Origin of the sequence: Paracidovorax anthurii (assembly GCF_003269065.1) — a bacterium.
In the GTDB taxonomy this organism is placed as follows: domain Bacteria; phylum Pseudomonadota; class Gammaproteobacteria; order Burkholderiales; family Burkholderiaceae_C; genus Paracidovorax; species Paracidovorax anthurii.
Window position 1 is genome coordinate 1 of the sequence record NZ_QLTA01000024.1, and the last position, 24811, is coordinate 24811.

General features: G+C 68.2%; 26 protein-coding genes and 2 pseudogenes. 10 read left to right on the forward strand and 18 right to left on the reverse strand.

The genetic code is table 11. The annotated features are described in order from the left end of the window. The 4 genes from AX018_RS25445 to AX018_RS12945 form a co-directional block, all read left to right on the forward strand. Nucleotides 1-578 (forward strand): TreTu family toxin (locus AX018_RS25445; protein WP_211322428.1); only part of this gene is annotated, 578 nt, incomplete at its 5' end. Nucleotides 579-591: 13 nt separating this feature from the next. Beyond that, entirely contained in the window at nt 592-891 is a 300-nt protein-coding gene (locus AX018_RS24790; RefSeq protein ID WP_146749302.1) for an immunity protein TriTu family protein, read from the forward strand. Nucleotides 892-982: 91 nt separating this feature from the next. After that, a complete protein-coding gene (locus tag AX018_RS24795) occupies nt 983-1360 on the forward strand; it encodes a hypothetical protein (RefSeq protein ID WP_146749303.1) in 378 nt (125 codons plus the stop codon). Between the two features lie 200 nt (nt 1361-1560). After that, a complete protein-coding gene (locus AX018_RS12945; protein ID WP_491895538.1) occupies nt 1561-1983 on the forward strand; it encodes a hypothetical protein in 423 nt (140 codons plus the stop codon). Here the strand turns inward: AX018_RS12945 and AX018_RS12950 are convergent. Then, nucleotides 1984-2397, reverse strand: a pseudogene (locus AX018_RS12950) (integrase core domain-containing protein); the annotation flags it as partial. Here AX018_RS12950 and AX018_RS12955 point away from each other — a divergent pair. Next, nucleotides 2391-2774: pseudogene (locus AX018_RS12955) on the forward strand (integrase core domain-containing protein); the annotation flags it as partial. The pseudogenes AX018_RS12950 and AX018_RS12955 overlap by 7 nt on opposite strands. 28 nt (nt 2775-2802) lie before the next feature. Here AX018_RS12955 and AX018_RS12960 read toward each other — a convergent pair. Genes AX018_RS12960 through AX018_RS12980 form a run of 5 tightly spaced genes read right to left on the reverse strand, consistent with a single transcriptional unit; the run spans nt 2803 to nt 9481 of the window. Further along, a complete protein-coding gene (locus AX018_RS12960) occupies nt 2803-4032 on the reverse strand; it encodes an HDOD domain-containing protein (RefSeq protein WP_111877703.1) in 1230 nt (409 codons plus the stop codon). Between the two features lie 55 nt (nt 4033-4087). After that, nucleotides 4088-5374 carry a flagellar hook-associated protein FlgL gene (gene flgL, locus AX018_RS12965; RefSeq protein ID WP_111877704.1) on the reverse strand — a complete coding sequence of 429 codons (1287 nt, stop codon included), beginning with the start codon at nt 5372-5374 and terminating at the stop codon, nt 4088-4090. 43 nt (nt 5375-5417) lie between these two features. After that, nucleotides 5418-7349, reverse strand: coding sequence for a flagellar hook-associated protein FlgK (flgK, locus tag AX018_RS12970; RefSeq protein WP_111877705.1), 1932 nt, complete (start codon nt 7347-7349; stop codon nt 5418-5420). A 16-nt stretch (nt 7350-7365) separates the two neighbouring features. After that, nucleotides 7366-8265, reverse strand: a complete 900-nt coding sequence (gene flgJ, locus AX018_RS12975; RefSeq protein ID WP_111877706.1) for a flagellar assembly peptidoglycan hydrolase FlgJ — start codon at nt 8263-8265, stop codon at nt 7366-7368. Nucleotides 8266-8314: 49 nt separating this feature from the next. Continuing rightward, nucleotides 8315-9481 (reverse strand): flagellar basal body P-ring protein FlgI, encoded by a 1167-nt coding sequence (locus AX018_RS12980; RefSeq protein WP_111877707.1) that lies wholly within the window; start codon nt 9479-9481, stop codon nt 8315-8317. A gap of 627 nt (nt 9482-10108) precedes the next feature. On the opposite strand from AX018_RS12980, the gene AX018_RS12985 reads away from it, so the two are divergent. Beyond that, nucleotides 10109-10621, forward strand: a complete 513-nt coding sequence (locus AX018_RS12985) for a type VI secretion system amidase effector protein Tae4 (protein ID WP_111877708.1) — start codon at nt 10109-10111, stop codon at nt 10619-10621. After that, nucleotides 10618-10830, forward strand: coding sequence for a hypothetical protein (locus AX018_RS12990; protein WP_111877709.1), 213 nt, complete (start codon nt 10618-10620; stop codon nt 10828-10830). The genes AX018_RS12985 and AX018_RS12990 overlap by 4 nt, the downstream gene beginning before the upstream one ends. Before the next feature lie 276 nt (nt 10831-11106). On the opposite strand, the gene AX018_RS12995 is transcribed toward AX018_RS12990, so the two are convergent. The 7 genes from AX018_RS12995 to flgB all read right to left on the reverse strand — a co-directional run bounded on the left by AX018_RS12995 (nt 11107) and on the right by flgB (nt 16368). Continuing rightward, nucleotides 11107-11796, reverse strand: a complete 690-nt coding sequence (locus AX018_RS12995) for a flagellar basal body L-ring protein FlgH (RefSeq protein WP_111877710.1) — start codon at nt 11794-11796, stop codon at nt 11107-11109. A 32-nt stretch (nt 11797-11828) separates the two neighbouring features. Next, entirely contained in the window at nt 11829-12611 is a 783-nt protein-coding gene (gene flgG, locus AX018_RS13000; RefSeq protein ID WP_111877711.1) for a flagellar basal-body rod protein FlgG, read from the reverse strand. Nucleotides 12612-12654: 43 nt separating this feature from the next. Continuing rightward, nucleotides 12655-13395, reverse strand: a complete 741-nt coding sequence (gene flgF / locus AX018_RS13005; RefSeq protein WP_111877712.1) for a flagellar basal-body rod protein FlgF — start codon at nt 13393-13395, stop codon at nt 12655-12657. A 61-nt stretch (nt 13396-13456) separates the two neighbouring features. Further along, nucleotides 13457-14734, reverse strand: a complete 1278-nt coding sequence (flgE, locus tag AX018_RS13010; RefSeq protein ID WP_111877713.1) for a flagellar hook protein FlgE — start codon at nt 14732-14734, stop codon at nt 13457-13459. A gap of 68 nt (nt 14735-14802) precedes the next feature. Then, complete coding sequence (locus tag AX018_RS13015) at nt 14803-15453, reverse strand: flagellar hook assembly protein FlgD (protein ID WP_111877714.1); 651 nt, start codon at nt 15451-15453, stop codon at nt 14803-14805. Nucleotides 15454-15475: 22 nt separating this feature from the next. Beyond that, the gene (gene flgC / locus AX018_RS13020; protein WP_111877768.1) at nt 15476-15880 is read right to left on the reverse strand and encodes a flagellar basal body rod protein FlgC; all 405 of its coding nucleotides are present in this window, start codon (nt 15878-15880) and stop codon (nt 15476-15478) included. A gap of 44 nt (nt 15881-15924) precedes the next feature. Next, nucleotides 15925-16368: a flagellar basal body rod protein FlgB gene (flgB, locus tag AX018_RS13025; protein WP_111877715.1), complete on the reverse strand. Its 444-nt coding sequence runs from the start codon at nt 16366-16368 to the stop codon at nt 15925-15927. A gap of 255 nt (nt 16369-16623) precedes the next feature. On the opposite strand from flgB, the gene flgA reads away from it, so the two are divergent. The 3 genes from flgA (at nt 16624) to AX018_RS13040 (ending at nt 18299) form a co-directional block, all read left to right on the forward strand. Then, nucleotides 16624-17397, forward strand: a complete 774-nt coding sequence (gene flgA, locus AX018_RS13030) for a flagellar basal body P-ring formation chaperone FlgA (RefSeq protein ID WP_111877716.1) — start codon at nt 16624-16626, stop codon at nt 17395-17397. A 92-nt stretch (nt 17398-17489) separates the two neighbouring features. Then, complete coding sequence (gene flgM / locus AX018_RS13035) at nt 17490-17831, forward strand: flagellar biosynthesis anti-sigma factor FlgM (protein ID WP_111877717.1); 342 nt, start codon at nt 17490-17492, stop codon at nt 17829-17831. Between the two features lie 78 nt (nt 17832-17909). Further along, nucleotides 17910-18299 carry a hypothetical protein gene (locus AX018_RS13040; RefSeq protein ID WP_111877718.1) on the forward strand — a complete coding sequence of 130 codons (390 nt, stop codon included), beginning with the start codon at nt 17910-17912 and terminating at the stop codon, nt 18297-18299. Nucleotides 18300-18411: 112 nt separating this feature from the next. Here AX018_RS13040 and AX018_RS13045 read toward each other — a convergent pair whose 3' ends face one another. Genes AX018_RS13045 through AX018_RS13065 form a run of 5 tightly spaced genes read right to left on the reverse strand, consistent with a single transcriptional unit; the run spans nt 18412 to nt 24717 of the window. Further along, nucleotides 18412-19128, reverse strand: coding sequence for an RNA polymerase sigma factor FliA (locus AX018_RS13045; protein WP_111877719.1), 717 nt, complete (start codon nt 19126-19128; stop codon nt 18412-18414). A 4-nt stretch (nt 19129-19132) separates the two neighbouring features. Beyond that, nucleotides 19133-19930: a hypothetical protein gene (locus AX018_RS13050; protein ID WP_111877720.1), complete on the reverse strand. Its 798-nt coding sequence runs from the start codon at nt 19928-19930 to the stop codon at nt 19133-19135. Beyond that, on the reverse strand, nt 19923-21470 hold the full coding sequence (flhF, locus tag AX018_RS13055) for a flagellar biosynthesis GTPase FlhF (RefSeq protein ID WP_111877721.1): 1548 nt from the start codon (nt 21468-21470) through the stop codon (nt 19923-19925). The genes AX018_RS13050 and flhF overlap by 8 nt, the downstream gene beginning before the upstream one ends. After that, nucleotides 21467-23548 carry a flagellar biosynthesis protein FlhA gene (gene flhA / locus AX018_RS13060; RefSeq protein WP_111877722.1) on the reverse strand — a complete coding sequence of 694 codons (2082 nt, stop codon included), beginning with the start codon at nt 23546-23548 and terminating at the stop codon, nt 21467-21469. The genes flhF and flhA overlap by 4 nt, the downstream gene beginning before the upstream one ends. Further along, nucleotides 23545-24717, reverse strand: coding sequence for an EscU/YscU/HrcU family type III secretion system export apparatus switch protein (locus AX018_RS13065; RefSeq protein ID WP_111877723.1), 1173 nt, complete (start codon nt 24715-24717; stop codon nt 23545-23547). The genes flhA and AX018_RS13065 overlap by 4 nt, the downstream gene beginning before the upstream one ends. Nucleotides 24718-24811: the final 94 nt, after the last annotated feature.

Here is a 24811-nt window from a genome sequence, read left to right on the forward strand (position 1 = left end):
CGCTGAGCTACACAGACCCCCGTGGCCTATGCTTTGGCCTACTGGCCGTGCCGTGTGCGTGGGCACTTGCCAATGCGCCATGGCTGGTGCCGACCACATTGGGGGTCACTGAAGCCGCGCTGTTCATGACCAGCGGTGCGACATCGCCTGTTTTGTCGGTGCCTGCCATGGTTCCCGCGGCTGTGTCGCGCTTGAGGCCTGTCGTTGGAGCGATTCAGGAAGGGGTGGAGTCGGGGGCTTACTGTGCCGCTAAGGAGATGACTAGGGTTGGAAGGTGGATGTCCCAAGCTGAGTACGACGCGATGAAAGTGTCAGGAAGGGTTCAGGAAAGCTTGTCGGGAACGACTCACGTGGCGACGCCTGCAGAGGCAGCGGCATTCATCAACCAAGCAAGGCCAGGAAGCGTATATGTCGAGTTCAATGCACCAACCTCATCGCTGAAGGCGACAAATGAAGGCTGGTCAAAGATCATTGGACCCAACTCCTTGGAAGGTCGGCTCGCTGCACGAAAAGGACTTCCGATTCCACAGATGCCGCAGGCAGAAGACATCTTCCACGCGGCAACAAAGCTTCCATAAGGACATACGAATCATGCTGAAAATCTTTGTAGATTGGGCACGGAGAGTCACGGCACAATCTCTTGGAGAGGGTATCGAAGCGCAAGTCACAGAAAGCGCGATGTCTGAGAACCGGTCCGCGCGACTTGACATAGATACGCGTACTACTGTTGCCCGAATTACATGCTGGGAAAGTGGTAACTATCACGCTGAGGTTATAGACATGAAAAGCGAGCGAACGATCTTCTCTGCACAGGGGCATCTTCGTGACGGAGATGCCATCGCGGAACACTTCGGTGCTTTTCTTGAAGCCCAACACATTACGCTCAAGTAATCACCGGCAGTCTCAAATCCAAAATGCAACACCCGGCCCATAGCTGTCGCATTCCGGGCAGGTCGGTGATGATCGTTGAGTTTGTCAATCCATGAACTCGATAGTGCTGATGATTGAGCGTGAGAGCGCGTGGTCGCCGGATGGGTGGGTGCAAGCAGCCGGTGGCAAACACTTGGGGAATGGTCAAGTCACGATCGAGCAAGAGGCGGAATGGCTTTCAGTCACTCGCTACGATCAAGTGCTCGACGATTTCGACGATACGGAACGCGCCCGCTTACTGGAACTGGTAAACGAGCCTCTAGCCTACTTGGTTGAATGGAAAGGCTGCACGCTTTTAAGTCACTTGTTGCGGTCCATCCCGTCTGGCGTTCGGGCTGCCGTCGACAACGACCATGGTTTGCTAGTTCCCGTATTTCAAGTTGCTGGTGAACCGCTTGATTCATGGGTAAGGGCCGCTTCGCTGTCTTAAGTGTCAGATTTAAAAATGAAGTGCAACACACATCGCCTCTACGATTTTTGATTGTTGAAACTCCTAAATTGATAGCTACCAGCGCTTATTTCCAAGCGCTACAGGCAAATGAAATGGCGCTGAAACCATCCTGCGAGGAGGCCGGGGTGGGTGCGTGGCTGCCCCTGGCGGCGATGGAGGGCTAGTGGCTTCCCTCCCAGTTGTCGGACTGGACGGATGCCGATGCGATGCGCGCGCTCCTCGCCCATGGAGCCGATCCCGTCGGCAATCTGTTGCTGGGTGAGGCGGCGTTGGGCCATTTCGTCCACGGGCCCGTTCCCGAGCCGATCCCTGAGGCGGACAAGGCGGCCACCTATGCGGCCCTCGCCGATGCGGCGGCGCGCGGCGATGCCCCGGGGTCGTCCGCTGGTGGCGAGCAGCCTAAGTTCACAGCCTATGCCGCCACCTCCGCCGGTCCCCGGCACATGCTGGTGAAATTCACGGAAGCCGAGCTTGGCCCGGTCAGCGAGCGCTGGCGCGATCTGCTCCTGGCAGAGCACCTGGCGCTGAGGGCGCTGGACGAAGCGGGCCTGCCGGCGTCCCGCACCGCCGTGACCTGCCCGGTTTCTCCGAGACAGTTTTAACTAGAAGATGGCGGGTTGCAGGTCTTGACGGGGTTGCTGTTTGAACTCCGCCGGGGTCAAGTATTGCAGGCTGCTGTGCGGACGCACCTCGTTGTAGTGGTTGCGCCAAGCTTCGATCAGGACAGCGGCTTCGCGGCGCGAGCGGAACCACTCGATGGACAGACACTCGTCGCGGAACTTGCCGTTGAAGCTCTCGTCAGTGCCGTTCTGCCAGGGCTTGCCGGGATCGTTGAGCACGGTGGCGATGCCCGAATGCGCGATCCACTCCAGGATGGCATGGCTGACGAACTCCGAACCGTTGTCCGAGCGCATGAACAGCGGCGCGCCATGTAGGCTCACCAGCCGTGACAGCACCTCGATCACGCGCTTGGAGCGAATGGCGCCAGCCACGTCAATGGCCAGGCACTCGCGGGTACCCCAAGGCGGTGCGCACGGACAACGGACCGGAGTTCACCAGCCGGGCTTTCCTGGGCTGGTGCGAGCGCAACGAGATCCAGCACATCCTGATCGAGCCGGGCCGACCGATGCACAACGGCTACATCGAGAGCTTCAACGGCAAGTTCAGGGACGAGTGCTTGAACGAGCACTGGTTCGAGACGCTGGCGCAGGCCCGGGAGGTGATCCGGGCCTGGGCGCAGGACTACAACGAGGTGCGACCGCATTCGAGTATCGGCCGCATGCCACCAAGGCACTTCGCGCGCCTGCATCGCCAGCAAGCCGGCAATGCAGGTTCATCTGAAACACCCACCCAAAACACCACTATCCTGCAACCCCGGACTGTCTCCGAATGATTGGTATGGCGGATGGGGGCAGGTCACCTCACCGCCCCGCCGGCCGCTCCACAACCAAGTCCGAGATCACCCGCAGCAGCGCGCGGTTGACTTCTTCCACGTCGCGCTCGTGGGTCTCGCAGAGCTGGCGGATGGGCGCGGCGTCTTCGGATTCGAGGGCGCAGGCCATCTCCAGGCTGGCGGCGTAGGGGCCGGTGCGCAGCACGGCCGCGTCGTAGATGCGCTCGGACAGGGGCAGCCGGCGCAGGACGGTGCCCAGCGGCTCCGACAGCAGTTCGCCCAGTTGCGAGAGCAGGCCGCAGAGGTACACCTCGCGGCGCAGGTCGTTCTCGACGCCGGCGTCGAGCAGCCGCTCGGTCAGGCGCGCGCGGATCACCATCGACTCGCGGATGGGGTGCAGGTTGGGGTCGGTGCTGGCGTGCGGGAGCTGGTCGCCCAGCCACCGCTGTAGCGAGCCGTAGCCCATCATCACCAGCCCGCGCCGCAGCGAGTCCACGCCCGTGCGCAGGCCCAGCGCGGCGGAGTTGGTGTAGATCATGAAGCGGTAGGCGAGCAGGGGGTCTTCGCCCAGGATCTGCTCGAAGGCTTCGAGCGATTGCTCGGCGTCGATGGCCCGCATGAGCTTGAACACGGTCTCGTGGGCGGGCTGCAGGGGCTGGTGGCGCAGGCTGTAGAGCACGTCCTCCGCGGGCCAGCCGGCGATGGCGAGCGCGCTGTGCCGGTCCAGGCAGTGTTCCATGAGCGGGCGGCTCGCGACGCTCTCATACATCTGGCCCGCGATCACCGGGCTGGGCGCGGGGGGCGCTCCCCGGATCTCGCTGCCGGCCGCGCGCAGGGCGGCCACGGCGTCCGTGGCCGAGATCGTGAGCAGGCTGTTGTCGAAGCAGGCCGCCACTTCGGCCGGCGGCAGGCGGTCGAGCGCGCCGCGCCACACGAGCTTGAGGCCGCGCTGGTGCGCGGCGCGCACCTGGGCGAAGAGGTCGGCGTCGGCGACCCAGGCCTCCGGCACGCTGATCCAGGGCGCGCCGCGCGGGGCCTGGGCGAGCAGGTCGCACAGCAGTTGCGGGCTTTGCGGCGAGAGCAGCAGCGGCGGCGAGCCGGCGCTCCAGAGTTCCTGCAGGGTGCGCAGCAGGTGCGGCGCATCGACGAGCGCCAGACCGTCGCTGTGGACGTAAAGCTGAACGGCCGCGAGGCGGCGCGCCTGGTTCCACAGGGGGCGGTATCCGAGGATCAGGCTGCCGAGGACGGATTGGACCATGGGTTATCGGTGCGGCGGCCCGGCGGACGGGCGCCGGGGCGGCGCCCGCTTGTCTCTAGCCGATGTAGTTGAACAGCGACAGCTTCTGCACCTGGGCATAGGACTGCAGGGCCGCCTGGTAGCCGGTCTGGTTGTTCTGGAAGTCGGAAATGCCCTTGATCATATCGAGATCCTCGGCGCGCGAGCGGTCGGCTTCGAGTTGCACCTCGCGCTTTTCCTGGTCGCCGGTGATGCGGTCGGCGCGGTTGAGCAGCTCGCCCGCGTAGCCGCGCATGTTGTGGATGCGCTCCATGCCGATGTCGATGTTGTTGAGCGCCTGGCCCACGGCCTGCGCGGCCGCGTTGCTGTTGGTGGCGCTGCCGATGTCGCGGATCGCCTGGTCGATGGTGCTGAAGATGCTGGCGCTGGGCTTGAGCGTGATGGCGTCGCCGTTGGCCGGCGAGAAGTTGTAGGTACCGTCGGATTGCTTGGTGGGCGTGCCGGTGATGTTGAAGCTCACGCCCGGGATGCCGGTGACCGGTATCGATACGGCCTTGTCGGAGGGGAAGTCGGGCACCGTCACGGGCGCGGACGACACGCCCGTGGTGGTGTTGGTGATGGTGTAGGTGGCCGTGGTGGTGCCGGCCGTGGCGCCGGGGCCCACGCCGCTGAAGACGATCTGGTAGTTGTCGCCGGTCACGAGGCTGGTGTCCACGGGCTTCACGCCGTCGGTCACGAGCAGCCGGCCCGAGGGGATGTCGCTCACCGAGGCGGTGTACACCCCGTCGCGCTTGGGCTGGAACATGAAGGCGGATTCGCCGTCCAGCGCGAGCGGCAGCGAGGTGGCCGAACCCGAGGCCTGCCCGGCCTGGCCGGAGAAGGTGTAGTCGGGGCTGCTGCTCTGCGGGCCCAGGAAGGGGGCGAGCGCGCTGCCCAGAGAGCCCAGCAGCGGCAGGCCGTTGGTGTCCTTGCGGTTGACCAGGTCGGTGAGCTGCTCGCGCAGGCCCTGCACCTGGTTCATCATGGTCTTGCGGTCCGAGGTCGTGAGCGAGCCGCCGCCGGCGTTCACGATGAGCTGGCGCAGCTCCTGCACGATGTCCACGGCCTGGCCGAGCGTGGATTCGGCCTGGGTGACGGTGTTGCGCGCGTTCTCCAGGGCGCGCTGGTCGCTCTGCACGCGCGAGAGGCGCGTGATGGCGCGTTCGGCCTGCGCGGCGGCCACGGGGTCGTCGCTGGCGCGCACCACGCGCTTGCCCGAGGTGAGGTTCTCCTGCAGGTCGGACAGCGCGGTCTGCCGCTGCGCGAGGTTGCGCAGCACGTTGTCGTACTGGTTGGCGGAGGCGGTGCGGTAGAAGGTGCTCATGGCGTTCTCCGGAGGGCCGGTGTCGTTTCAACGCGGGTCGGCATCATCGGCCCATGGTCTGGATGAGGCTGTCGAAGATGCTCTGCGCGATCTGCAGCACCTTGGCCGATGCCTGGTAGGCCTGCTGGTATTGGATCAGCTTGGCGGCCTCTTCGTCCAGGTTCACCCCCGAGACCGCCGTGCGGTCGCGCTCGAGGTTGGTGGCGATGGTGGCCGAGACGTCGGAGGCGTACTTGGCGCTCTGCGTGCGCGTGCCGACCTGGGCCATGAGGCCGGCGTAGCCGTCGCTCATGGTGGCTTCGTCGAACATCTTCACGTCGCCCAGCGCGTCGAGCGCCGAGGCGTTGCCGGCGTTGCGCGTGTAGGCGTCGCCGTACTGCGGGTCCAGCGCGTTGCCCACCGTCACCGTGTCGCCGGTGCCGGGCGTGCCCTTGAGGGTGATCTCCCAGCCGTCGATGGTGATGGGCTGGCCCGCCGTGTAGGCCAGGCCCGAGGTGCCCGAGGCCGGCGTGGTGGAACCCGTGACGGCGTAGGTGGTGGGCGGGCCCGCGGTGAAGGTGAGCGTCACGCCGCCCGGGGTGGGCGGCGCCGTGAAGGTGCTGGAGGTGGCCTGGACCGAGCTGAGCTGCAGCGAGCCGTTGTTGGTCGTGCCCATGGCCGCGTTGACGGGGCTCGCGGCCGCGAGGTCGCGCGGCGAGAGCACCTGGGCCTGGATGTTGGAGGCCGCGCTGCTGAAGGGCTTGAAGAGCACGCGCTCGCCAGCCGCGCCTGCGGCGGTGAGGTTGAAGTTGAGCCCGTCGATCTGCTGGCCGGCCAGGTTGGTGAGGTCGGTGAACGCTGTGGCCTTGCCGTCCGAGAGGCGCACCACCTGGCCCGCCGGCGGCGTGGTGAAGCGCACTTCGTAGTCGGACGCGGCGAATTTCGTCGCATCGGTGAAGGTGACGTTGCCCGCCGCCGTGCCGTTGGTGTAGCCGGGCATGCTGGTGGACACCGAGAACAGGTCCTTGCCGGCCTGACCGTCCAGCGTGAGGCCGAGCTTATGCTGGGCGTTCATCGTCATGCCGATGGCCTGCGCCATGCGGCCCAGCAGGTTGCGGCCCTCGGCCACGTCGGTGTTGTGGAAGCGCAGCAGGCCCGAGATCTCGCCGCCCGCGAGCATGTTGTCGTCCAGCTCGATGGGCTTGGCGCCGGCCGGGCTGAAGTACAGCTTGAGCTGCCCGCTGCCGGGGAAGAGGCTCGACTCTTCCACCGCCAGCGGCGTGGCCGTGGTGCCCAGCACCAGCGGCTGGCTGCCGGCCACGAACAGGCCTATGGTGCCGTCGTCGGCCGCCACCTGCGTGGTCTGCACGTACTGGTTGATCTCGCGGATGATCTGGTCGCGCTGGTCCAGCAGGTCGTTCGGGGTCTGGCCGTTGCCTTTCACGCGCGCGATCTGCTCGTTCACGTTCGCCATCTGCTTGGTGAGGCTGTTGATCGCGTTCACGTCGCTCGTGAGCTGTTCCTTGACGGTGTACTGGATCTCGTCGATCCGGTCCGCCGCGGAGCGCATGCGCGCGGCGGTCTCGTCCATGCGGGTGATGCTCACCGTCCGCGCCGTGATGTCGGTGGGCGCGGAGACCACGTCCTTGAGCGAGTTGAGCATGTCGGTGATCGAGGCGCCCAGCCCGCTGGTGCCGCCGCTGAACACGTCCTGCAGCTGCGAGAGGCGCTCGGCCCGCGTCTTGTCGGCCGTCTGCGCCGAGTTGGCCGCCGCCGCCTGCCGCGTGAGCAGCTCGTTGTGGTTGCGCAGGATGGTCTGCACGTCCACGCCCTGGCCGATGTAGCCGCCGCCCGTGAACTGGCCCTGCACGGTCTGCAGGGAGACCGTCTGCCGCGAATAGCCCGCGGTGTTGACGTTGGCGATGTTGTGGCCCGCGGTCTGCAGGGCCACCTGGTTGGCGAGGAGGGCGCGGGCGCCGACGTTGAGCAGGCTCATGTGCGTTCACCCGTCCTCATGCCGAGGGCCCCACGCGCAGCGTGCTGTGGATGGCCCGGCTCAGCTTGTTGGCGTAGTCGGGGTCGGTGGCGTAGCCGGCCTTCTGCAGCTCGGCCGCGTAGGCCACGGCCGAATGGGTCTTCTCGCGCGCCTTCTCGTAGCGCGGGTTGTCGTTGATGAGGCGCGCGTAGTCCTTGAACGAATCCTCGTAGGAGTCGTAGGCGCGGAACTTCGCCGTCACCTTGCGCGGCGTGCCGTTGACGTATTCGGTGGTGGTGATCTCGGCCACCTTGCCCGTCCAGCCCTTGCCGGCCTTGATGCCGAACAGGTTGAAGGAGTTGCTGCCGTCCTTGGCGCGGATCTCGCTCTTGCCCCAGCCGGTCTCGTGGCCGGCCTGGCCGAGCATGAAGCTCGCGGGGATGCCGCTTTCCTGCGCCACGCGCTCGGCGGCCTCGCGGTGGTGCTGCACGAAGCCGTCGCGTCCCTTGGGCGCGGGCGCATAGGCGTTGGTGGCCGCCGCGCCGCGCGAGGCCGGGGTGGCCATGCTCAGCGTGGAGGGCGGCGAGAACGTGGGCGCGGCCTCCGTGCCGTTGCCGATCTGCCGCGTGAGCTGGCGCTGGATGGCCTCGGAGAGGCCGCCGGGCAGGCCCGACATCTGCACCGAGAGCTGCTGGTCGAGCATGTCGGTGCCCAGGTCGGCCTGGGCGCCGTCCATCAGGCCGGACTTCATCGTCGCCTCGCGCATGCTCTTGATCATCTCGCGCATGAAGAGCGACTCGAACTGCTTGGCGGCTTCCTTGGCGGCCTGCGGGTTGTTCTGGCCGGCCTCGAACTTGAGCGCGTTGAGCGAGCGCGCATCCACCGCCAGCGCATTCGTGGCCGATGGCGACGCGGAGGAGGGCAGGCTGAGGGCCATGGCGTTCTCCCGGCGGTTCAGGCGGTGGCGGACGGCGCGGCCGGCATGGTCAGATGACCTCCAGCTCGGCGTTGAGGGCGCCTGCGGCCTTGATGGCCTGCAGGATGGCCAGCAGGTCCTGCGGCGTGGCGCCCAGCGTGTTGAGCGCGCGCACCACGTCGGCGAGCTGCGGCGAGGGCGGCATCTGGATGATGTTGCCCGGCTCCTGCTTGATGGCGATGTCGCTCTTTTGCGCCACCACGGTCTGGCCCTGCGACAGCGGATTGGGCTGGCTGATGACCGGCGTGGAGCTGATGGTGATCGAGAGGTTGCCGTGCGCGATGGCGCAGGGGCCCAGGGTCACCGCTTGGTTGAGCACGATGGAGCCGGTGCGCGCGTTGATGACCACCTTGGCGGCCGGCGTGGCGTCGGCCAGCGGCAGCTCTTCGAGGTCGGCGATGAAGTTCACGCGCTCGCCCGGGCTCTGCGGGGCGCGCACCTGCACCGTGCGGCCGTCGAGCGCAGTGGCGATGTTCGCGCCCTTGCCGAGCTTGCCGTTGATGGCCTGGGCCACCTTGCGCGCGGTCTGGAAATCGGAGGCGTTCAGGCCCAGGTTGATCGTGTCGCCGTCGTGCAGCGGGGTAGGCACCGAGCGCTCCACCTGCGCGCCCTCGGGGATGCGGCCGGCGCTCAGGTGGTTGATCTGCACCTTGCTGCCGCCGGCCGACGCGCCCGCGCCGCCCACCACCAGGTTGCCCTGCGCCAGCGCGTAGATCTCGCCGTCGGCGCCGCGCAGCGGCGTGGTGATCAGCGTGCCGCCCTTGAGCGATTTGGCGTTGCCCATGGAGGCCACGCTCACGTCGATGAGCTGGCCGGGCTGGGCGAAGGCGGGCAGTTGCGCCGTCACGATCACCGTGGCCACGTTCTTGAGCTGCGGCGCCGTGGTGCCCGGCGGCAGGCTGATGCCCATCTGCTGCAGGTAGTTGGTGAGCGCCTGCGTGGTGATGGGCATCTGCGTGGTCTGGTCGCCCGTGCCGTCCAGGCCCACCACCAGGCCGTAGCCCGTGAGCTGGTTGCTGCGCACCCCCTGCACGGCCGCCACCTCCTTGATGCGCAGCGCGTGCGCCGGTGCCATCGCCAGCAGCAGGGCCAGCGCGGCCACCAGGGGCGCGAGCAGCCCGTGCCGCAGGGCGGCCCGGTGCGCGCGTGCGAGAAGGGAGGGGGCGGGAGAGGTCATGGCACCGATTGTGGAATCGGAGGCCGCCGGGGAATAGAGGGAAAAGGCGCCGGATCACGGCCCTTTTGGCGGCCATGCGGGGGAGCCCGGCCCCGAGGGCGCTGGAAGTCCTGGACGGCGGTTGTGTGGCAGAAGAGGTCCCATGTCGCCGGTTTTCCTCAATAGTTTGCTATTTAAAACATAGCGATTTCCGGGCTTGCTCTTACCGGCGAGACGACTCCATCAGCATCCACGCGCCCACCGCCATGCCGATCACCGGAACGGCGGCGGCAGCCGCCGCCAGGGCGCGTGCGACGGGGGGGCCGTCCAAAGCGCGCCCCGTGCGCCCGCGGTCACCCGGCCCAGGAAGAGCATGCCCATGCGTTGTCGGTGGAATGTCGCAAGCTGCCGAATCGGAGGCCGCCCGGGGATGGTCGGAGAATCTGCCGGATCACGGCTTTCTCGGGAGGGCCGGGGCTTGGCCCCAGGGTTATCGCGCCATATCCGCTGCGGAGTCCTATTCCATTCGATCCCATTGGGCATCGTATAAACACAAGCATTTGGTCGCAATAAACCTTCAGGCACTGCTCACTGGCGGCGGGAACTCCCACCTACGATCCGGGCCATTTACTGCATTGAAGAGCGCCGATGCCGAGGTTTATCGAGATATGGAACAACCATCCGACCGTGCGGGGAGAAAAGCCATTGCTGGATCGCAAGGTCTATGAAAACCAGTGCGCCGTTAATTTCTCCGCGGCCCTCATGCGCTCCGGTGTGAGTTTCAAGGGCTTTCGTGGAGCATGGTCCTGGCAGACCGGTGCCGAAAAGTATCCGATTCGCGCGCAGCAGGTGGCGGATTGGCTCGTCTCCGGGGCATCGAAACTGCCGATCAAGACAGAAAAATTCTCCGGAAAAGATGCGTTCGGCTTGGCTGGTTCCCCAGGCGGTATGACGGGGCGTTCGGGACTGGTGTTCTTCCAGAACTATTGGGGTACGGGCAGGCAAGGCGACCACATTGACCTGTGGAATGGCAGCCGCCTGACCGATTGGTTCAGTTGGGCGCGCATTCACGTGCGCATCGGCGATTTCGGGTTTCACGATATCGGCGCAGGCTCTGACTACGCAAAATCGGCTTCCGTCTGGTTCTGGAGGCTGCCGTGAAGAAAGTGTTTTGTGTGGTGGTCGGTGCGCTCGCAGGCGTGGTGCTGGCGACACTGCTCGCTTCCGGGTTCAACCATTGGTACACGGAGCGCCATGTTCGCAGCGATGACGATTCCAACATCCTCGTCGGCTACTACCTCTTCGGGTTTTTCCCCGCAGGCTTGCTTGCTGGCGGCTATGCGGGATACCGGATCGCGCGACGGCGCTGACTACTGTCGCGCTCCTTGTCCTCGTCGGCCCGGCTGCGGAAGTGATGGCACTCCGGGATCTGCCGCGTGGCCAGGGATGCCGGTGCGCAGGTGGGGTGCGTGGAAGGCTGCGCCGGCGCTGCTCGGAGGGCTCCCAGGGCATGGTTTTGAGAAAAAGTGCTCCATGTCGCCGATTTTGCTCAATAGTTTGCTATATGAAAAATAGCAGATCCCGCATCGCCAGAGGGCGGTGCGGGACGCGGGGGGAAAGGGGCGCCCTGCCAGGGGGCGCAGCGGTCAGAACGGCGCGACGGAGTTGAACGCGCGGGCCAGCCAGCCCATGGCCTGGGCCTCGCTGGGCGAGCCGCGGCCGCGCGACTGCACGCGGGCGTTGGCCACCAGGGTGGAGCTGACCACGCTGCCCGGCTGCAGCGAGCGCGGGTCCACCGTGCCCGAGAAGCGCAGCACGTCCACGTTCTCGGCCACGCCGATCTGCTTCTCGCCCGCCACCACGAGGTGGCCGTTGGGCAGCACCTCGATCACGGTGGTGGTGATCGTGCCGGTGAAGGTGTTGGTGCTCTGCAGGTCGCCCTTGCCCTCGAAGTTGTTGGTGCTGTTGCCGCCCAGGCGCAGCTTGTTGGTGTCGGTGGTGCCCACGAACGGGAAGGCGGTGATGCCGGCGGTGTTGGTGGCCGTGCGGTCCACCTTGGAGCTGGACTTCTGCGAGGCGGAGATCGTCTCCACGATCTGGATGGTCACGATGTCGCCCACCAGGCGCGCGCGGCGGTCCTCGAAGGCCGGCCGGTAGCTGGCCGCGTGGAAGAGGCTGCCCGTGGCCGGCCCCGTGGCGCGCGGCGGCGTCTGCACCGCGATCGGGGGCGTGGTGGCCGGCATGTCGATGGGCGGCGGCGGGTTGATCGAGGCGCAGCCCGTGGCGGCCAGCAGGGCGGCGACGGCGGCGAGGCGGAGGAGGGCGGTGTGCGGCATGGCGGGGTTCCTGGTGGACGGAAGGGCGCGCATCACAGCTGCGCGAGCTTGGCCAGCATCTGGTCGGATGTCTGGATGGCCTTGGAATTCATTTCGTAGGCGCGCTGGGTCTGGATCATCGACACCAGCTCCTCGACCACGTTCACGTTCGAGGTCTCCAGGAAGCCTTGGCGGATGATGCCCAGGCCGTTCGTGCCGGGCGTGCCCTGCTGGGGCTGGCCCGAGGCGGCCGATTCCTTGAACAGGTTCTGCCCGATCGGCTCCAGGCCGGCCGAGTTGATGAAGCTCGCCATGCCCAGCGTGCCGATCTGCTGCGGCGCCGTGGTGCCCGGCACCGTGGCCGAGACGATGCCGTCGGTGCTGATGCTGATGCTGGTGGCGTTGGCCGGTACCGTGACGCCGTTGGCCACGGGCAGGCCGCTCGATGTGACGACGCGGCCCTGCGAGTCGAGCTGGAAGGAGCCGTCGCGCGTGTAGCCGGTGGTGCCGTCGGGCATCGTCACCTCGAAGAAGCCGTTGCCGTTGATCGCCACGTCCAGGTTGTTGTTGGACTGCTGCAGGCTGCCCTGCGTGAAGTTGCGGCTGGTGGCCACCGTGCGCACGCCCAGGCCCAGGTGCAGGCCGGTGGGCAGCTGGTTCTGCTCGGTGGTCTGCGCGCCCACCTGGCGCAGGTTCTGGTAGATCAGGTCCTCGAACACCGCGTTGTTGCGCTTGTAGCCGGTGGTGGACACGTTGGCCAGGTTGTGCGAGATCACGTCCAGCTGCGTCTGCTGGGCGGACATGCCGGTCTTGGCGATCCAGAGCGAATTGATCATGGCGGCTCCTCGAAAAGCGGAATGCGGGGCGGGTGCGGGGGCGTCAGCCGTTGATGCTCAGCAGCTGGGCGGCCGTCTTGTCGTTGGTCTCGGCCGTCTGCAGCAGGCGCAACTGGGCCTCGAACTGCCGGGAGGCGGCGATCATGCCGACCATGCTCTCCACGGCGTTCACGTTGGAGCCCTCCAGCGCGCCGGACAGCAGCCGCCCGTTCGCGTCGTTGGGCATGGGGTCGCCCGACGTGGTGCGGAAGAGCCCATCGTCGCCGCGCTTGAGCGGGTCTTCCGGCGTGGGCGTGGCGAGCTTCAGGCGGCCGATGGGCGTGGCCCGCTGGCCTGCGACGCGCGCGGTGATCGTGCCGTCCGAGCCCAGCGTCACGTCGGCGCCGGGCGGCACGTCGATCGGGCCGCCGCCGTCGGAGAGCACGGTGAGACCGTTGGAGGTGCGCAGCTGCCCCTCGGCCGTGACCTCGAAGCTGCCGTTGCGCGTGTAGGCCTCGGTGCCGTCCAGCCCCTGCACCGCGAACCAGGCGTTGCCCACGGCCATCGCGTCCAGGTTGCGGCCCGTGCGCTGCACCGGGCCGGGCGTCTCCACGTGGCCCGAGGTCGCCTCCAGCGCGAACACGCGGGTCTTGGAGCCGTCGCCCTGGATGGGCACCGATCGGAAGGTGGACATCTCCGCGCGAAAGCCGTTGGTGGAGGCGTTCGCGAGGTTGTTCGACAGCACCGCCTGCCGGTGGGCGGCGGCGTTGGCGCCCGTCATGGAGGTGTAGATGATGTGGTCCATCGCTCGGCCTGCGCGGGGAAGGGGGTCTCGGGTTCAGGGTCCGGTGGGGGTCAGCGCGACGTCAGCGCAGGTTCACCAGCGTGGACATCACCTGGTCCTGCGTCTTGATGGTCTGCGCGTTGGCCTGGTAGGCGCGCTGGGCGGTCATCATGTTCACCAGCTCGGCCGTGAGGTCCACGTTGGAGTCCTCCAGCGCGCCGGAGCGCAGCGAGCCGAACTTGCCCTCGGTGGGCGTGCCCAGCACCGGCTGGCCGGACTCGAAGGTCTCCACCCAGTTGTTGTTGCCCACGGCCGCCAGCCCCTGCGTGTTGCGGAAGGCCGCCAGCGCCACCTGGCCCTCGGCGCGCGTCACGCCGTTGGAGTAGCGCGTCATGATCGTGCCGTTGTTCTCGATGCTGATGCCCGTCAGCTCGCCGGCGGTGTAGCCGTCCTGCGAGAGGTTGGACACCGCGAACGACTTGCCGTACTGCGTCACGTCGTCGAGCTTCACGTTCACCGTGTACGCGGGCAGGTTGTTGGGGTTGGGCGGCGTGGGCGTGATGCTGAGCGGCAGCTGGAAACCCGTGGCGGGCGCGGTCGCGGCCGGCGCGGTGATCTTACCGTTGTTGTCGAAGACGATCTGGCCGATGGCCGTCGCCACCACGGGCGGCGTGGCCGTGGGGTCGTCGAGCTGGTCGTACACGTCCCAGGTGTTGGCGCCGTTCTTCTGGAAATACAGGCTCACCGGCTTGGCCACGCCCTGGCTGTCGTAGACGTTGATCGACGTGCCGTAGGTGGAGCGCGGCGTGGCGGCCACCGGCGGCGTGGCCGTGGGGTCGCCCGCGGCGTTGGGTGCGCGCGCGTCGAGGTTGAACTCGGCCGTGATCGCGGTCGTCTGCTTGGCCGGGATGGGCTTGGAGGTGGGGAAGGTGAGCGGCGCGATGCTGCTGGTCGTGCGCAGCCCGGTCGTCGGGTCGAGCGAATAGCCCATCACCTGGGCGCCGGTGTTGGTCACCACGTTGCCGGTGTTGTCGAGCTTGAAATTGCCGGCGCGCGTGTAGGCGCGCGATCCGTCGGGCTGCTGCAGCGTGAAGAAGCCGTCGCCGTTGATCGCCACGTCCAGGCTGTTGCCCGTCACGGAGACGTTGCCCTGGTTGAACTGCTGGGAGACCGCGGCCAGTTCCACCCCGATGCCGGCATTGGTGCCGCCCGCGGAGCCGATGGCCGAGGCCACCAGATCGGCGAACTCGGCGCGCGAGGCCTTGAAGCCCACGGTGCCCGAGTTGGCGACGTTGTGGCCGATCACGTCCAGGTTCTTGCTGGCGGCGTTCAGGCCGGACAGGCCTTGCTGGAAGCTCATGGTGTTCTCCTCGGAAGGGGAAGGAAAGGGGGGAGGGCTGGGGGAAAGGGAAGCCGGCGGCCGGTTCGTCAGAGCACCGCGCGGATGCCGCTGTACTTCACCGTGGTGCCGGTGTCGAGATTGAGGGTGAGCGCGCCCGCGTCGGAGCCGGTGCCCAGCACCTTGGCCTGCATGAGTGGCGTGGCTTCCACCGCGCCGTCCTTGGTGGACGCCGTCACGCGGAACTTCAGGTCGCTCTGCGTGCCGGTGTACTGGCTGGCGTCCCAGTCGAAGGTGTGGCGGCCGGCGGCGCTCGCGCCCACGTCCACCGTGCCCACCACCTGGCCGCCGGGCGTCACCACCTCCACCTTCACGTCGGTGGCGGCGTTCGCCAGCTCGAACGTGCCGCTGGCCGTGCCGTCCTTGAAGGTCATCTGCGAGCCCTCGGTGAGCACCGAGCGGCCGATCATCATCGTGCCCTGCAGCGTCTGCATGGTCGTGAACTGCTCGGCCATGGTCTGCATGCTCAGGTTGAGCTGCTGGATGCCCGTCACCGTGTTGATCTGCGCCATCTGCGAGGTCATCTGGGCGTTGTCCAGCGGATTCATCGGGTCCTGGTTGTTGAGCTGCGCCACCAGCAGCTTCAGGAACCGGTCCTGCGCGGCGGCGGGATCGGTGGCCGAATTGGAACTGGAGCTCGTGTTCACGGTGGCCGTGGAGCCGATCGGGTTGAGGATCATGGTGCGGTCTTTCCTGGCGGGATTACTGGCCCATCTGCAGGGTCTTGAGCAGCAGCGACTTGGCCGTGTTCATGACCTCGACGTTGTTCTGGTAGGAGCGCGAGGCCGAGATCATGTTGACCATCTCCTCCACCGCGTTCACGTTGGAATGGGTGACGTAGCCCTCCGCGTCGGCCTGCGGATGGCTCGGGTCGTGCACCCGCTTGCCCGGCGCCTGGCTCTCGGTGATCGAGCTGACCCGCACGCCGGCCGAACTCTCGGCGCCCATGGGCGTGGTCTGGAACATCACCTGCCGCGCCTTGTAGGCCTGGCCGTCGGGGCCGGCCACGGCATCCACGTTGGCCAGGTTGCTGGCCACCACGTTGAGGCGCTGCGACTGCGCGCTGATCGCGCTGCCCGAGACGCTGAAGATCGAGAACATGGACATGGCGGTGATCGCTTTCCTGGTGGCGTTGCGGTGCGGCCGGCGGCTCACTGGCCCTGGATGGCGCTCAGCATCGTGCGCGCGTTGCCGTTGATGAAGCGCAGCGTGGCCTCGTAGCGCACGGCGTTGTCCACGAACGCGGCGCGCTCGCGGTTCATGTCCACGGTGTTGTTGTCCAGGCTCGGCTGGGTCTGCACGGTGTAGCCCAGCGTGCTGCCCGAGCCCGAGCCCGTCGTCGCGCCGGGCAGGGGAATGTGGCGCGGGTCGCTCGTGCTCTGCTGGCGCTGGATGGCGCTCTGGGCGGTGCTGAGCGAGGCGCCCCCGCCCTGGCCGGTCGCGTCGCGCAGCGCCTCGGCGAAATTGAAATCCCGCGCCGCGTAGCCCGGGGTGTCGGCGTTGGCGATGTTGCTCGCGATGGCGCGCTGGCGCTCGGCACGCAGCAGCAGCGCGTTGCCGTGGAAATCCAGCCGTTCGGTCATCTTGTCGAGCATGGGGGCCACCTCGGGGGAATCAGGGTTCGGGGCCGGTGCGGGGCGGTTGCCCACGGGTTTCCGGCGTGGTCCGATTATGAAAACCGGCCTGTTTTTCTAAAGCGCGAAGAAAGCGGGGATTGGCGCGCAGTTCGGTCCATCGCCGCGCCGCGCGCGCCCTACAGTGCGAGGGGTGGAATGGCCCCGGAGCTCCCTGTTCCGGGCGGACCGTTCCATCCATCGCCCGCGGCCCGGGCGGCTGCCCAGGAGGCTTCCATGTCCCGCATCCGGTTCCTGCCCTTTTCCCCTCGCACCCCGCGCGCGGCCCTGCGCGCCGCCGGCGCCGCGCTGCTGGCGCTGTGCGCGGCCACCGCCGCGCAGGCGCAGGCCGCGCCCGGAGCGGACGCCACGGCCGAGCTGGGCGCCATCACCCAGCGCTGGCTCGACGATGCGTTGCAGCGCGGGCAGGCCTCGGGCGGCGGTAGCCTGCCGCTGCGCATGGAAGTGAGCGTGGGGCAGCTCGATTCCCGCCTGCGCCTGGCGCCCTGCGCGCGCGTGGAGCCCTACCTGCCCGCCGGCTCCCGGCTCTGGGGGCGCACCCGGCTGGGCTTGCGCTGCGTGGAAGGCCCCACCGCCTGGAACGTGTTCCTGCCCGTCACCGTCAAGGCCTTCGGCCCCGCCTGGGTGCTGACCGGCAATGTGGCGTCGGGCGCCGTGCTGACCGAATCCGACGCCACCCAGGCCGAAGTGGACTGGGCGGCCGAAACCACCGCCATCGTGGCCAACCCCGAGAACTGGGTCGGGCTGGTGGCCTCGCGCAACCTCATGGCCGGGCAGGCGGTGCGCCAGCATATGGTCAAGGCGCCCACGCTGTTCCGCGCGGGCGCGCCGGTGCGGGTCGTTGCCCAAGGGCGCGGCTATTCGGTAACATCCGCCGGCCAGGCCGTCACGGCGGGCGCCGTGGGCGAAACTGTGCGCGTGCGCATGGACAATGGCCGCGTCGTGGCCGGCATTGTGTCCAACGATGGAACGGTGGAGATCGAATTGTGACCGGCAAATCGCGAATAAATGCCTAAAGTCCGCTGCCCGATGGTCGAAAACATTGCTACTGTGCCCCACATCGAGCGGGGTGGGAGAGTGCGATGAAGATAGGTCAAAACCCGGAAGTGCCGGCTTCGCTGACGCAGGTCGGCCAGGCCGCCAAGCAGCAGGCCAAGGCGGCCGCGCCGGCCCCTGCCGCCCAGGAGGCCGCCAAGACCGCGACCACGGTGGCTGCGGCCGGTGGTACCCCCGTTACGTTCTCCAGCGCCGCCCGCGCGCTGGACCCGTCCCAGCGCAGCAGCGCCGATTTCGACGCCAACAAGGTCAAGGCCGTGCGCGCGGCCATCGAGAAGGGCACTTTCACCGTGAACGCCGACGCGATCGCGGACAAGCTGCTCTCCAACGCCCAGGAAATCATCGCCCACTCGCCCAAGAGCCACTGACGCCTTTCCAGGCCTCGGCCGGGCGGTGCGCGACGCACGCACGCCCTCTCCATGGGTTGGTCGGCACAGGAACGACCCATGCACCCCACTCCCTCCCTCGAAACCTCCCTCTCCGCCGTCGAGTCGCACCTCGCCGACGTGGGCGCCCTGTTGCTCCAGGGCGATGCGCCGGCGCTGGAGCGCTGCGCGCCCCTGCTGCGCCAGGCGGCCCTGGACCTCTCCCGCGCCCTGGAAGGCCGCCCCACCGTTCCGGCGCTGCCCCCCGAATGGGTGCGCCGCATCCGGGCCGCGCGCGGCCAGCTCATGCTGCAGCGCGAGCAGCTCGCCCGCCTGGCGGCGCTCACCGAGCGGCAGGTGGCGTCCCTGCTGCCCCCGGACCAGGGCGTGTCCACCTACGGCAGCGGCAGCCCCGCGGGCCAGGGCATGCGCGGCGGCGCGGCGGCCCGCATCTACCGCTCGCAGGGCTGAGGGGCGGCGCACCGCCGAACGGCGTCGCCGCATCGCCGCCGGAAAAGAAAAGCAAAAGGGCCCGCGAGGGCCCTTCGTCATGGAGGCGTGCCGGCGGTGGCGCCGGGCCGGGTCAGTGGCTGCGCATCTTGGCCCGCAGCCGCGCGATGGACTGGCTGTGGAGCTGGCAGATGCGCGATTCGGTCACGCCGAGCACGGCGGCGATCTCCTTGAGGTTCATGTCGTGCTCGTAGTACATGCCCATGATCTGCTGCTCGCGCTCGGGCAGGGCCTTGATCGCCGCCACCAGGGAGGCGCGCAGCCGCTGGTCGCGCAGCATGGCCATGGGGTCGGCGGCACCATCGGCCACGTGGCGGTCGAGGAAGCCTTCCTCGTCGTCATCGCCGCGCGTCATGTCCTCCAGATAAACGAGCTGCGTGCCCCGGACCTTGCTGAGCAGGGTCTGGTATTCGGCCAGGCTCAGGTCCAGCCCGGCGGCGATCTCGGATTCGAGGGGGCTGCGGCCAAGCTTCTGCTCCAGCCGGTGCACGGCCTGCTCGATCTCCTTCTGGCTCTTGCGCGAGCTGCGCGACATCCAGTCGCCCTCGCGCAACTCGTCGAGCATGGCGCCGCGGATGCGCTGCGAAGCGAAGGTCTCGAACTGCACGCCCTGCGCCACCTCGTAGCGCGAAAGCGCCTCGTTCAGTCCCATCATGCCGACCTGGATCAGGTCGTCCAGCTCCACGTTGGGCGGGAGCTTGGCGATCATGTGGTGCGCGATCCGGCGAACCAGCGGCACGTGCTGGCGGATCAGCGCATCGCGGTCGAGCTGTCCTTTGGCGGTGTACATCGGATCAATGGCTCCGTGCGAAGTGCGGTGCGTACCGGGGCGCTCCCAGGGGCGGGGCTGCAACGGTCTGCGCGCCACTGCCAATGGTGCCCGCGTTTTCCAGCAGTTGCAAGGCCAGGCGCTGCACGTCCTGCGGGTGATTGGCCCGCACGGTGGTGGTGTGCACCTCGCTGCCCAGGTGCCGCTCGGCGCAGCGCTGCAGCGCCTCCAGCGCGGCGTGGGCCTGGGCCAGCGCGGGCTTGTGGGCGGGCAGCACCGAGGCCACCGTGCAGGGCACGCCGGCATGCAGGGCCATGTGCTTGAGCTGCCGGTAGCTTTGCACCGTGTGGTCGGTGCCCTCGGCGATCAACAGCGGCACGGCGGCCGTCTCCCGCACCAGCGGGGCCAGGGTTTCGGCCGGTGCGTAGATCGCCAGCAGCGAATAGGCGCGGAAGAAGGGCTGCAGCGTCTGCTGCGCGGCGACCGCGTCCGTGCTCTGCCGCGCGAGGCGCCGCAGCCCGTAGGCGGCCGGCATCACGGCCAGCGACGATGCGCCCGAGGCGTCGGTGTCCAGCGGCGCGCCGTCCTGCCAGGTCGGCGCGGCCAGCAGATGGGCGAGCCCGGGCGCGTCGTCGGTTTCGCGGGCGGTGCCGTCCAGCACCGCCACGGGATAGCCCATGCGCTGCAGCGCCGAGCAGACCTGCCAGAGCGTTTCGAGCCCGTAGGCGGCGTCGGGCTGGGCCAGGATGGCGAGCACGCGCAGCTGGGTGGCGGGCATCAACCCCAGCAGGCTCGCGCCCTGGTGGAATCCGGTGTCAAGCATCGACCAGTCCTCTCTCCGAGGCCAGCTCGGGCGAGTGGGAGAAGAAGAAGTTCAGGTCCGAGGCCTTGGGGTCGAAGGCCGACTTGGCGGGCGAGCGCATCGACGTGGCGATGAGCTTGTGCGCATCGGCCGCCTCCCAGTCCTCGGGCACGCGCTGGCCGTTGGTCACGCCGCGCAGCACCATCTGGTGGCGGATCAGCGCATCGATGGCGGGGCCGAGCTTCACGGCCTCGTCCACCTTGGAGAGGATGGCCTGCTGCGATCCGCCGGTCTTGAAGCCGGTGAGCACGTCGTCCAGCGTGTCGCCGTGGCAGCCGGCGTTGAGCACCAGCAGGCGGTTCACGCCGGGCAGGTCGAGCACGTCGAGCATGTCGCGCTTGCGCGGGTCGCGCGGCGCCACGCCGGTGGTGTCGATGAGCACCATCTTCTTGCCGGCCAGCAGACCCAGCAGGTCCTGCAGCGCGGCGCGGTCGTGCGCGAGGTGGGCCACCACGCCGAGCATGCGGCCGTAGGTGCGCAACTGGTCGTGCGCGCCCACGCGGTAGGTGTCCAGCGTGATGAGGCCCACGCTCGCCGGGCCGTGGATGCGCGCGCACAGCGCGGCCAGCTTGGCGGTGGTGGTGGTCTTGCCCACGCCCGTGGCGCCGACCATCGCGTACACGCCTCCTTCCTCGTACAGCGGGCGGGCGTGCGCGTCGGTTTTCAGGTTGCGCTCCAGCACTTCCATGAGCCAGCGCACCGCGTCGCCCGCGCCCAGCTCCTCGGGCAGGCGCTCCAGCACGGCGCGCGCCAGGGTGGGGGAGTAGCCGGCCCGGATCAGCTTGAGCATCAGGTTGGACTGGATCGGGTTCTGCCGTGCCTGGCCCAGCCAGGCGAGCGTGTTGAAGCGGTCCTCGATGAGTTCCTTCATCGACTGCAGCTCGCTCATCAGGTTCTGCTGGCCGGTGTTCTGCGCCAGCGACGGCACGGGGGCCTGCACGCGGCGCTCGCGCGGCGGCTCGGCGGGCAGGTCCATGGGGATGGAGCGCAGCGGGTTGTGGCGCTGCACGGGCGCGCTCGCGGCGGGCGCCGGGCGCTCGGGCTGGCGCGGCTCCGGCATGCGCGGCTCGGCGGCCCGGGCGGGGACGCGCTCGGCCAGCATGGGCGCCGCATCGGCCGCGCCGTGCAGGGCCTCGTGGCGGCGGCGCAGCATGCGCTCGCGCACGTAGTCCTGGAACGAGAGCGTGCTCATGGCGAGCTGCTCGGTGTCCTGGGCCACCGGGTTGCGCGTCGGCTCGGGCTGCGGGGCGGCGCGCTGCGGCCGGCCCGACTGCGAGGCGTTCGCGGCCATGTCGGACGCGCGCTCCTGCAGGCGGGACGCGGGCTGCGGCAGCTCGGGCGCGTTCTCCAGGGAGGAGAGCGTGTCCTCGGCGGTCGCGACGACTTCCACGCCGCCGGCGATCTGGCGGTTCGAGAGGATGAGGGTGCCATCCCCGAAGGCCATGCGCGCCTTGGCCAGGGCCTCACGCGAGGTGGGGGCGGTAAAGCGTTTGATGTTCATGCTGCACCTTTGAGGATCGGGCCAATGCGGATGGTGTGGGTCTCAGGGATCTCGCTGTGGGCGAGCACCTGCAGGCGGGGGGCCACGCGGCGCACCAGGCGCGAGACCGCGTTGCGGATGGCGTCGGGCACCAGCAGGCAGGCCGGCAGGCCCATTTCTTCCTGCTTCATGGCCACTTCGGCGGCCTTCTGCGTGAGGATGTCGGCCACGCCGGGGTCGAGCGAGGGGCCGGCGGCGTTGCCCAGGGCCTGCACCAGCAGGCGTTCCAGGCCGGGCTCGATGGCGATCACGCTCAGCTCGCGGGTGGGGCCGTAGATCTGCTGCACGATGGCCGGGGAGAGGGCGATGCGCACGCGGCGCGCCAGCTCCACGGGGTCGCTGATGCTGCCCGCGAACTCGGCGAGCGTCTCGATGATGGTGCGGATGTCCCGGATGTGCACGGACTCTTCCAGCAGCAGCTGGAGGACCTTCTGGAACGTTGCGATGGACACCATTTTCGGAACCACTTCCTCGATGAGCTTGGGGGCCAGCTTGCCGACGTGTTCCACGAGCTGCTGCGTTTCGGTGCGGCTCAGGAGCTTTGCGGCCTGGACTTGCATCAAGTGTGACAAATGGGTCGCCATCACGGTTTCTGAATCAACGACCGTAAAACCCGCCATTTGTGCCGCTTCCTTCTGGTGGTCGTCGATCCAGTGCGCCGGCAGGCCGAAGGCAGGGTCGGTGGTGGGCGTGCCGATGAGCGGCGTGGAGATGCCGCCGGGGTTGATGGCCAGGAACATGCCGGGGAAGGCCTCGCCGTCGCCCACCACCACGCCGCGCAGCGTGATGCGGTAGGCGCTGGGCTTGAGCTCCAGGTTGTCGCGCACGTGCACGGCCGGCGGCAGGAAACCCACCTCCTGTGCGAACTTGCGGCGCACGCCCTTGATGCGCGTGAGCAGGTCGCCCTGGCGGGTGCGGTCCACCAGCGAGATCAGGCGGTAGCCCAGTTCCAGGCCCAGCAGGTCCACGGGCTGCAGGTCGTCCCAGGTGGCCTCGCCGTCGCCGGCGGGCGCGGGCGGTGCCTCCACGGGCTTGGGGGCGCTCGCGCGCTGGTGCAGCAGCCAGGCGGCATAGCCGATCGCGCTGCCCAGGATCAGGAACACGGCGTGGGGCATGCCGGGGATCAGGCCCAGCAGGATCAGGATGCCGGCGGCCACGCCGAGCACGCGCGGCGACATGAAGAGCTGCTGCACGATCTGGCGGCCCATGTCCTCTTCCTTGCCCACGCGCGAGACCACCATGGCGGCGGCCACCGAGATCAGCAGGCCGGGGATCTGGGCCACGAGCGCGTCGCCCACCGCCAGCAGGATGTAGCTGTTGGCGGCCTGGCTGGCGGAGAGGTCGTGCTGCAGCATGCCGATGGTGAAGCCGCCCACGATGTTGATGAGCAGGATCAGGATGCCGGCGACGGCATCGCCGCGCACGAACTTCGAGGCGCCGTCCATCGAGCCGAAGAAGTTGGCTTCCTCCTGCACCTCGGCGCGGCGGCGCTTGGCTTCCTTCTCGTCGATCAGGCCGGCGTTCAGGTCGGCGTCCACCGCCATCTGCTTGCCAGGCATGGCGTCCAGCGTGAAGCGGGCCGACACCTCGGCGATGCGCTCGGCGCCCTTGGTCACCACCACGAAGTTGATCACCACCAGGATCGCGAACACGATCAGGCCCACGGCGAAATTGCCGCCGATCAGGAAGTGGCCGAAGGCCTCGATCACCGCGCCCGCGGCGCCCGGGCCGGTGTGACCCTCCAGCAGTACCACGCGCGTGGAGGCCACGTTCAGCGACAGCCGCATCAGCGTGGTGAGCAGCAGCACCGACGGGAAGGCGGCGAAATCGAGCGGCCGGATCATGTAGGCCGCCACCATCATCACCATCAGGGCGACGGCGATGTTGAGCGTGAAGAAGGTGTCCAGCAGCCATGCGGGGATGGGCAGCACCATCAGCGCCAGGATCGCCACCACCAGCAGCGGCGCGGACATCCCCTGGAGCATCGAGGCGTTGTTGCCCGCCCACTGGCGGACGGAGGTCATCGAGGGCGTTTTCATGGCGCGTCACCTGCGGCGGGGTCGGCGGAAGCGGCGGTCCGCGTGAGCGGATCGAGCTCGGGAGGCACGTACGGATCGGGCTGCGCGTCGGGCATGCGGCCCTCGCCGCGCAGCGCGGCCTTGAGTCGATAGACATAGGCCAGGATCTGCGCCACGGCGGCGTAGAGCTGCGCGGGGATGGCCTGCTCCAGCTCGGCGTTGGCGTAGAGCGCGCGCGCCAGCATGGGCGACTGCAGCACCGGCACGGAATGCTGGTTGGCCAGCTCGCGGATCTTGAAGGCCAGCAGGTCCGTGCCCTTGGAGATCACCTGGGGCGCGCTCATCGTGGCCTCGTCGTAGCGCAGCGCCACGGCGTAGTGGGTGGGGTTCATCACCACGAAATCGGCCTTGGGCACATTGGAGAGGCTGGCGCGGTTGGCGATCTCGCGTGCGCGCTGGCGCTGGCGGCCCTTGACCTCGGGGCTGCCCTCGGACTGCTTGTGCTCCTGCTTCACCTCCTCGTGCGACATCTTCTGGCGCGACTTGAAGAAGAAGGCCTGCAGCGGCACGTCGATCACCGCCGCGAGGAACACCACGAGCAGCAGCAGCCCGACCCCGCCGGTGATCCACTCGCCCACGTAGCGCAGGGCCACGGGCGAAGGCTGCAGCACCAGCATGGCGATCTTCTCGATGCTGCCGCTCATGAACTTCCAGGCAACCGCCGTGAGCACCGCGGTCATCAGCGTCATCTTGAGCACCGTGACCATCTGCTGCTTGGAAAACAGGTTGGCGAAACCCGACAGGGGGTTGAGCCGGTTGAACTGCGGCATCACCGGCTTGAAGGTGAACACCCAGCCGCCGGCGCCGATGGAGCTGGCGACCGCCGCGGCGCAGGTCAGCGCGGCGAAGACGATGCTGGCCACCACGCCGACGAAGGTCATGTCCTTGAGCCGCTCCAGCATCGTGCCCGTGGCCTGCACGCTCTGTGCGTTGAACGCCAGGTGGTAGGCCACGGCCAGCCGCAGGTGCTCGATCAGCGTGGGCGCCAGGGCGAACGTGCTGACCGCGCCCATGCCCAGGATGGCGATGTGCGAGAGATCGCGGGACCGCGCGGCCTGCCCTTCCTCGCGCGCCTTCTGGAGCTTGCGCTCTGTCGCGGGGAGTTCTTTGTCTTGGCTGGAGGAGTCCATGGTGGCATGACGGCTGGGTCATGCCATTGTCGTGAGGGGGCCGGAAATCTAAAGCGGGAATAGAAGGCCTGGGAGGCGGCTATTCCGGCGGGGC

Bases quoted from the DNA above. Each gene is read 5' to 3' on its own strand.
- flhF (WP_111877721.1), bottom strand. From the start codon at position 21,470: ATGAACATCAAACGCTTTACCGCCCCCACCTCGCGTGAGGCCCTGGCC.
- flgK (WP_111877705.1), bottom strand. From the start codon at position 7,349: ATGAGCCTGCTCAACGTCGGCGCCCGCGCCCTCCTCGCCAACCAGGTG.
- AX018_RS13045 (WP_111877719.1), bottom strand. From the start codon at position 19,128: ATGTACACCGCCAAAGGACAGCTCGACCGCGATGCGCTGATCCGCCAG.
- AX018_RS12980 (WP_111877707.1), bottom strand. From the start codon at position 9,481: ATGACCTCTCCCGCCCCCTCCCTTCTCGCACGCGCGCACCGGGCCGCC.
- AX018_RS12995 (WP_111877710.1), bottom strand. From the start codon at position 11,796: ATGCCGCACACCGCCCTCCTCCGCCTCGCCGCCGTCGCCGCCCTGCTG.
- flgB (WP_111877715.1), bottom strand. From the start codon at position 16,368: ATGCTCGACAAGATGACCGAACGGCTGGATTTCCACGGCAACGCGCTG.
- AX018_RS13065 (WP_111877723.1), bottom strand. From the start codon at position 24,717: ATGGACTCCTCCAGCCAAGACAAAGAACTCCCCGCGACAGAGCGCAAG.
- flgA (WP_111877716.1), top strand. From the start codon at position 16,624: ATGTCCCGCATCCGGTTCCTGCCCTTTTCCCCTCGCACCCCGCGCGCG.
- flgL (WP_111877704.1), bottom strand. From the start codon at position 5,374: ATGAGCACCTTCTACCGCACCGCCTCCGCCAACCAGTACGACAACGTG.
- flgM (WP_111877717.1), top strand. From the start codon at position 17,490: ATGAAGATAGGTCAAAACCCGGAAGTGCCGGCTTCGCTGACGCAGGTC.
- flgG (WP_111877711.1), bottom strand. From the start codon at position 12,611: ATGATCAATTCGCTCTGGATCGCCAAGACCGGCATGTCCGCCCAGCAG.
- flgE (WP_111877713.1), bottom strand. From the start codon at position 14,734: ATGAGCTTCCAGCAAGGCCTGTCCGGCCTGAACGCCGCCAGCAAGAAC.
- AX018_RS13040 (WP_111877718.1), top strand. From the start codon at position 17,910: ATGCACCCCACTCCCTCCCTCGAAACCTCCCTCTCCGCCGTCGAGTCG.
- AX018_RS24795 (WP_146749303.1), top strand. From the start codon at position 983: ATGAACTCGATAGTGCTGATGATTGAGCGTGAGAGCGCGTGGTCGCCG.
- flhA (WP_111877722.1), bottom strand. From the start codon at position 23,548: ATGAAAACGCCCTCGATGACCTCCGTCCGCCAGTGGGCGGGCAACAAC.
- flgC (WP_111877768.1), bottom strand. From the start codon at position 15,880: ATGTCCATGTTCTCGATCTTCAGCGTCTCGGGCAGCGCGATCAGCGCG.
- flgJ (WP_111877706.1), bottom strand. From the start codon at position 8,265: ATGGCCCTCAGCCTGCCCTCCTCCGCGTCGCCATCGGCCACGAATGCG.
- flgF (WP_111877712.1), bottom strand. From the start codon at position 13,395: ATGGACCACATCATCTACACCTCCATGACGGGCGCCAACGCCGCCGCC.
- AX018_RS12985 (WP_111877708.1), top strand. From the start codon at position 10,109: ATGCCGAGGTTTATCGAGATATGGAACAACCATCCGACCGTGCGGGGA.
- AX018_RS13050 (WP_111877720.1), bottom strand. From the start codon at position 19,930: ATGCTTGACACCGGATTCCACCAGGGCGCGAGCCTGCTGGGGTTGATG.
- AX018_RS12960 (WP_111877703.1), bottom strand. From the start codon at position 4,032: ATGGTCCAATCCGTCCTCGGCAGCCTGATCCTCGGATACCGCCCCCTG.
- AX018_RS13015 (WP_111877714.1), bottom strand. From the start codon at position 15,453: ATGATCCTCAACCCGATCGGCTCCACGGCCACCGTGAACACGAGCTCC.
- AX018_RS24790 (WP_146749302.1), top strand. From the start codon at position 592: ATGCTGAAAATCTTTGTAGATTGGGCACGGAGAGTCACGGCACAATCT.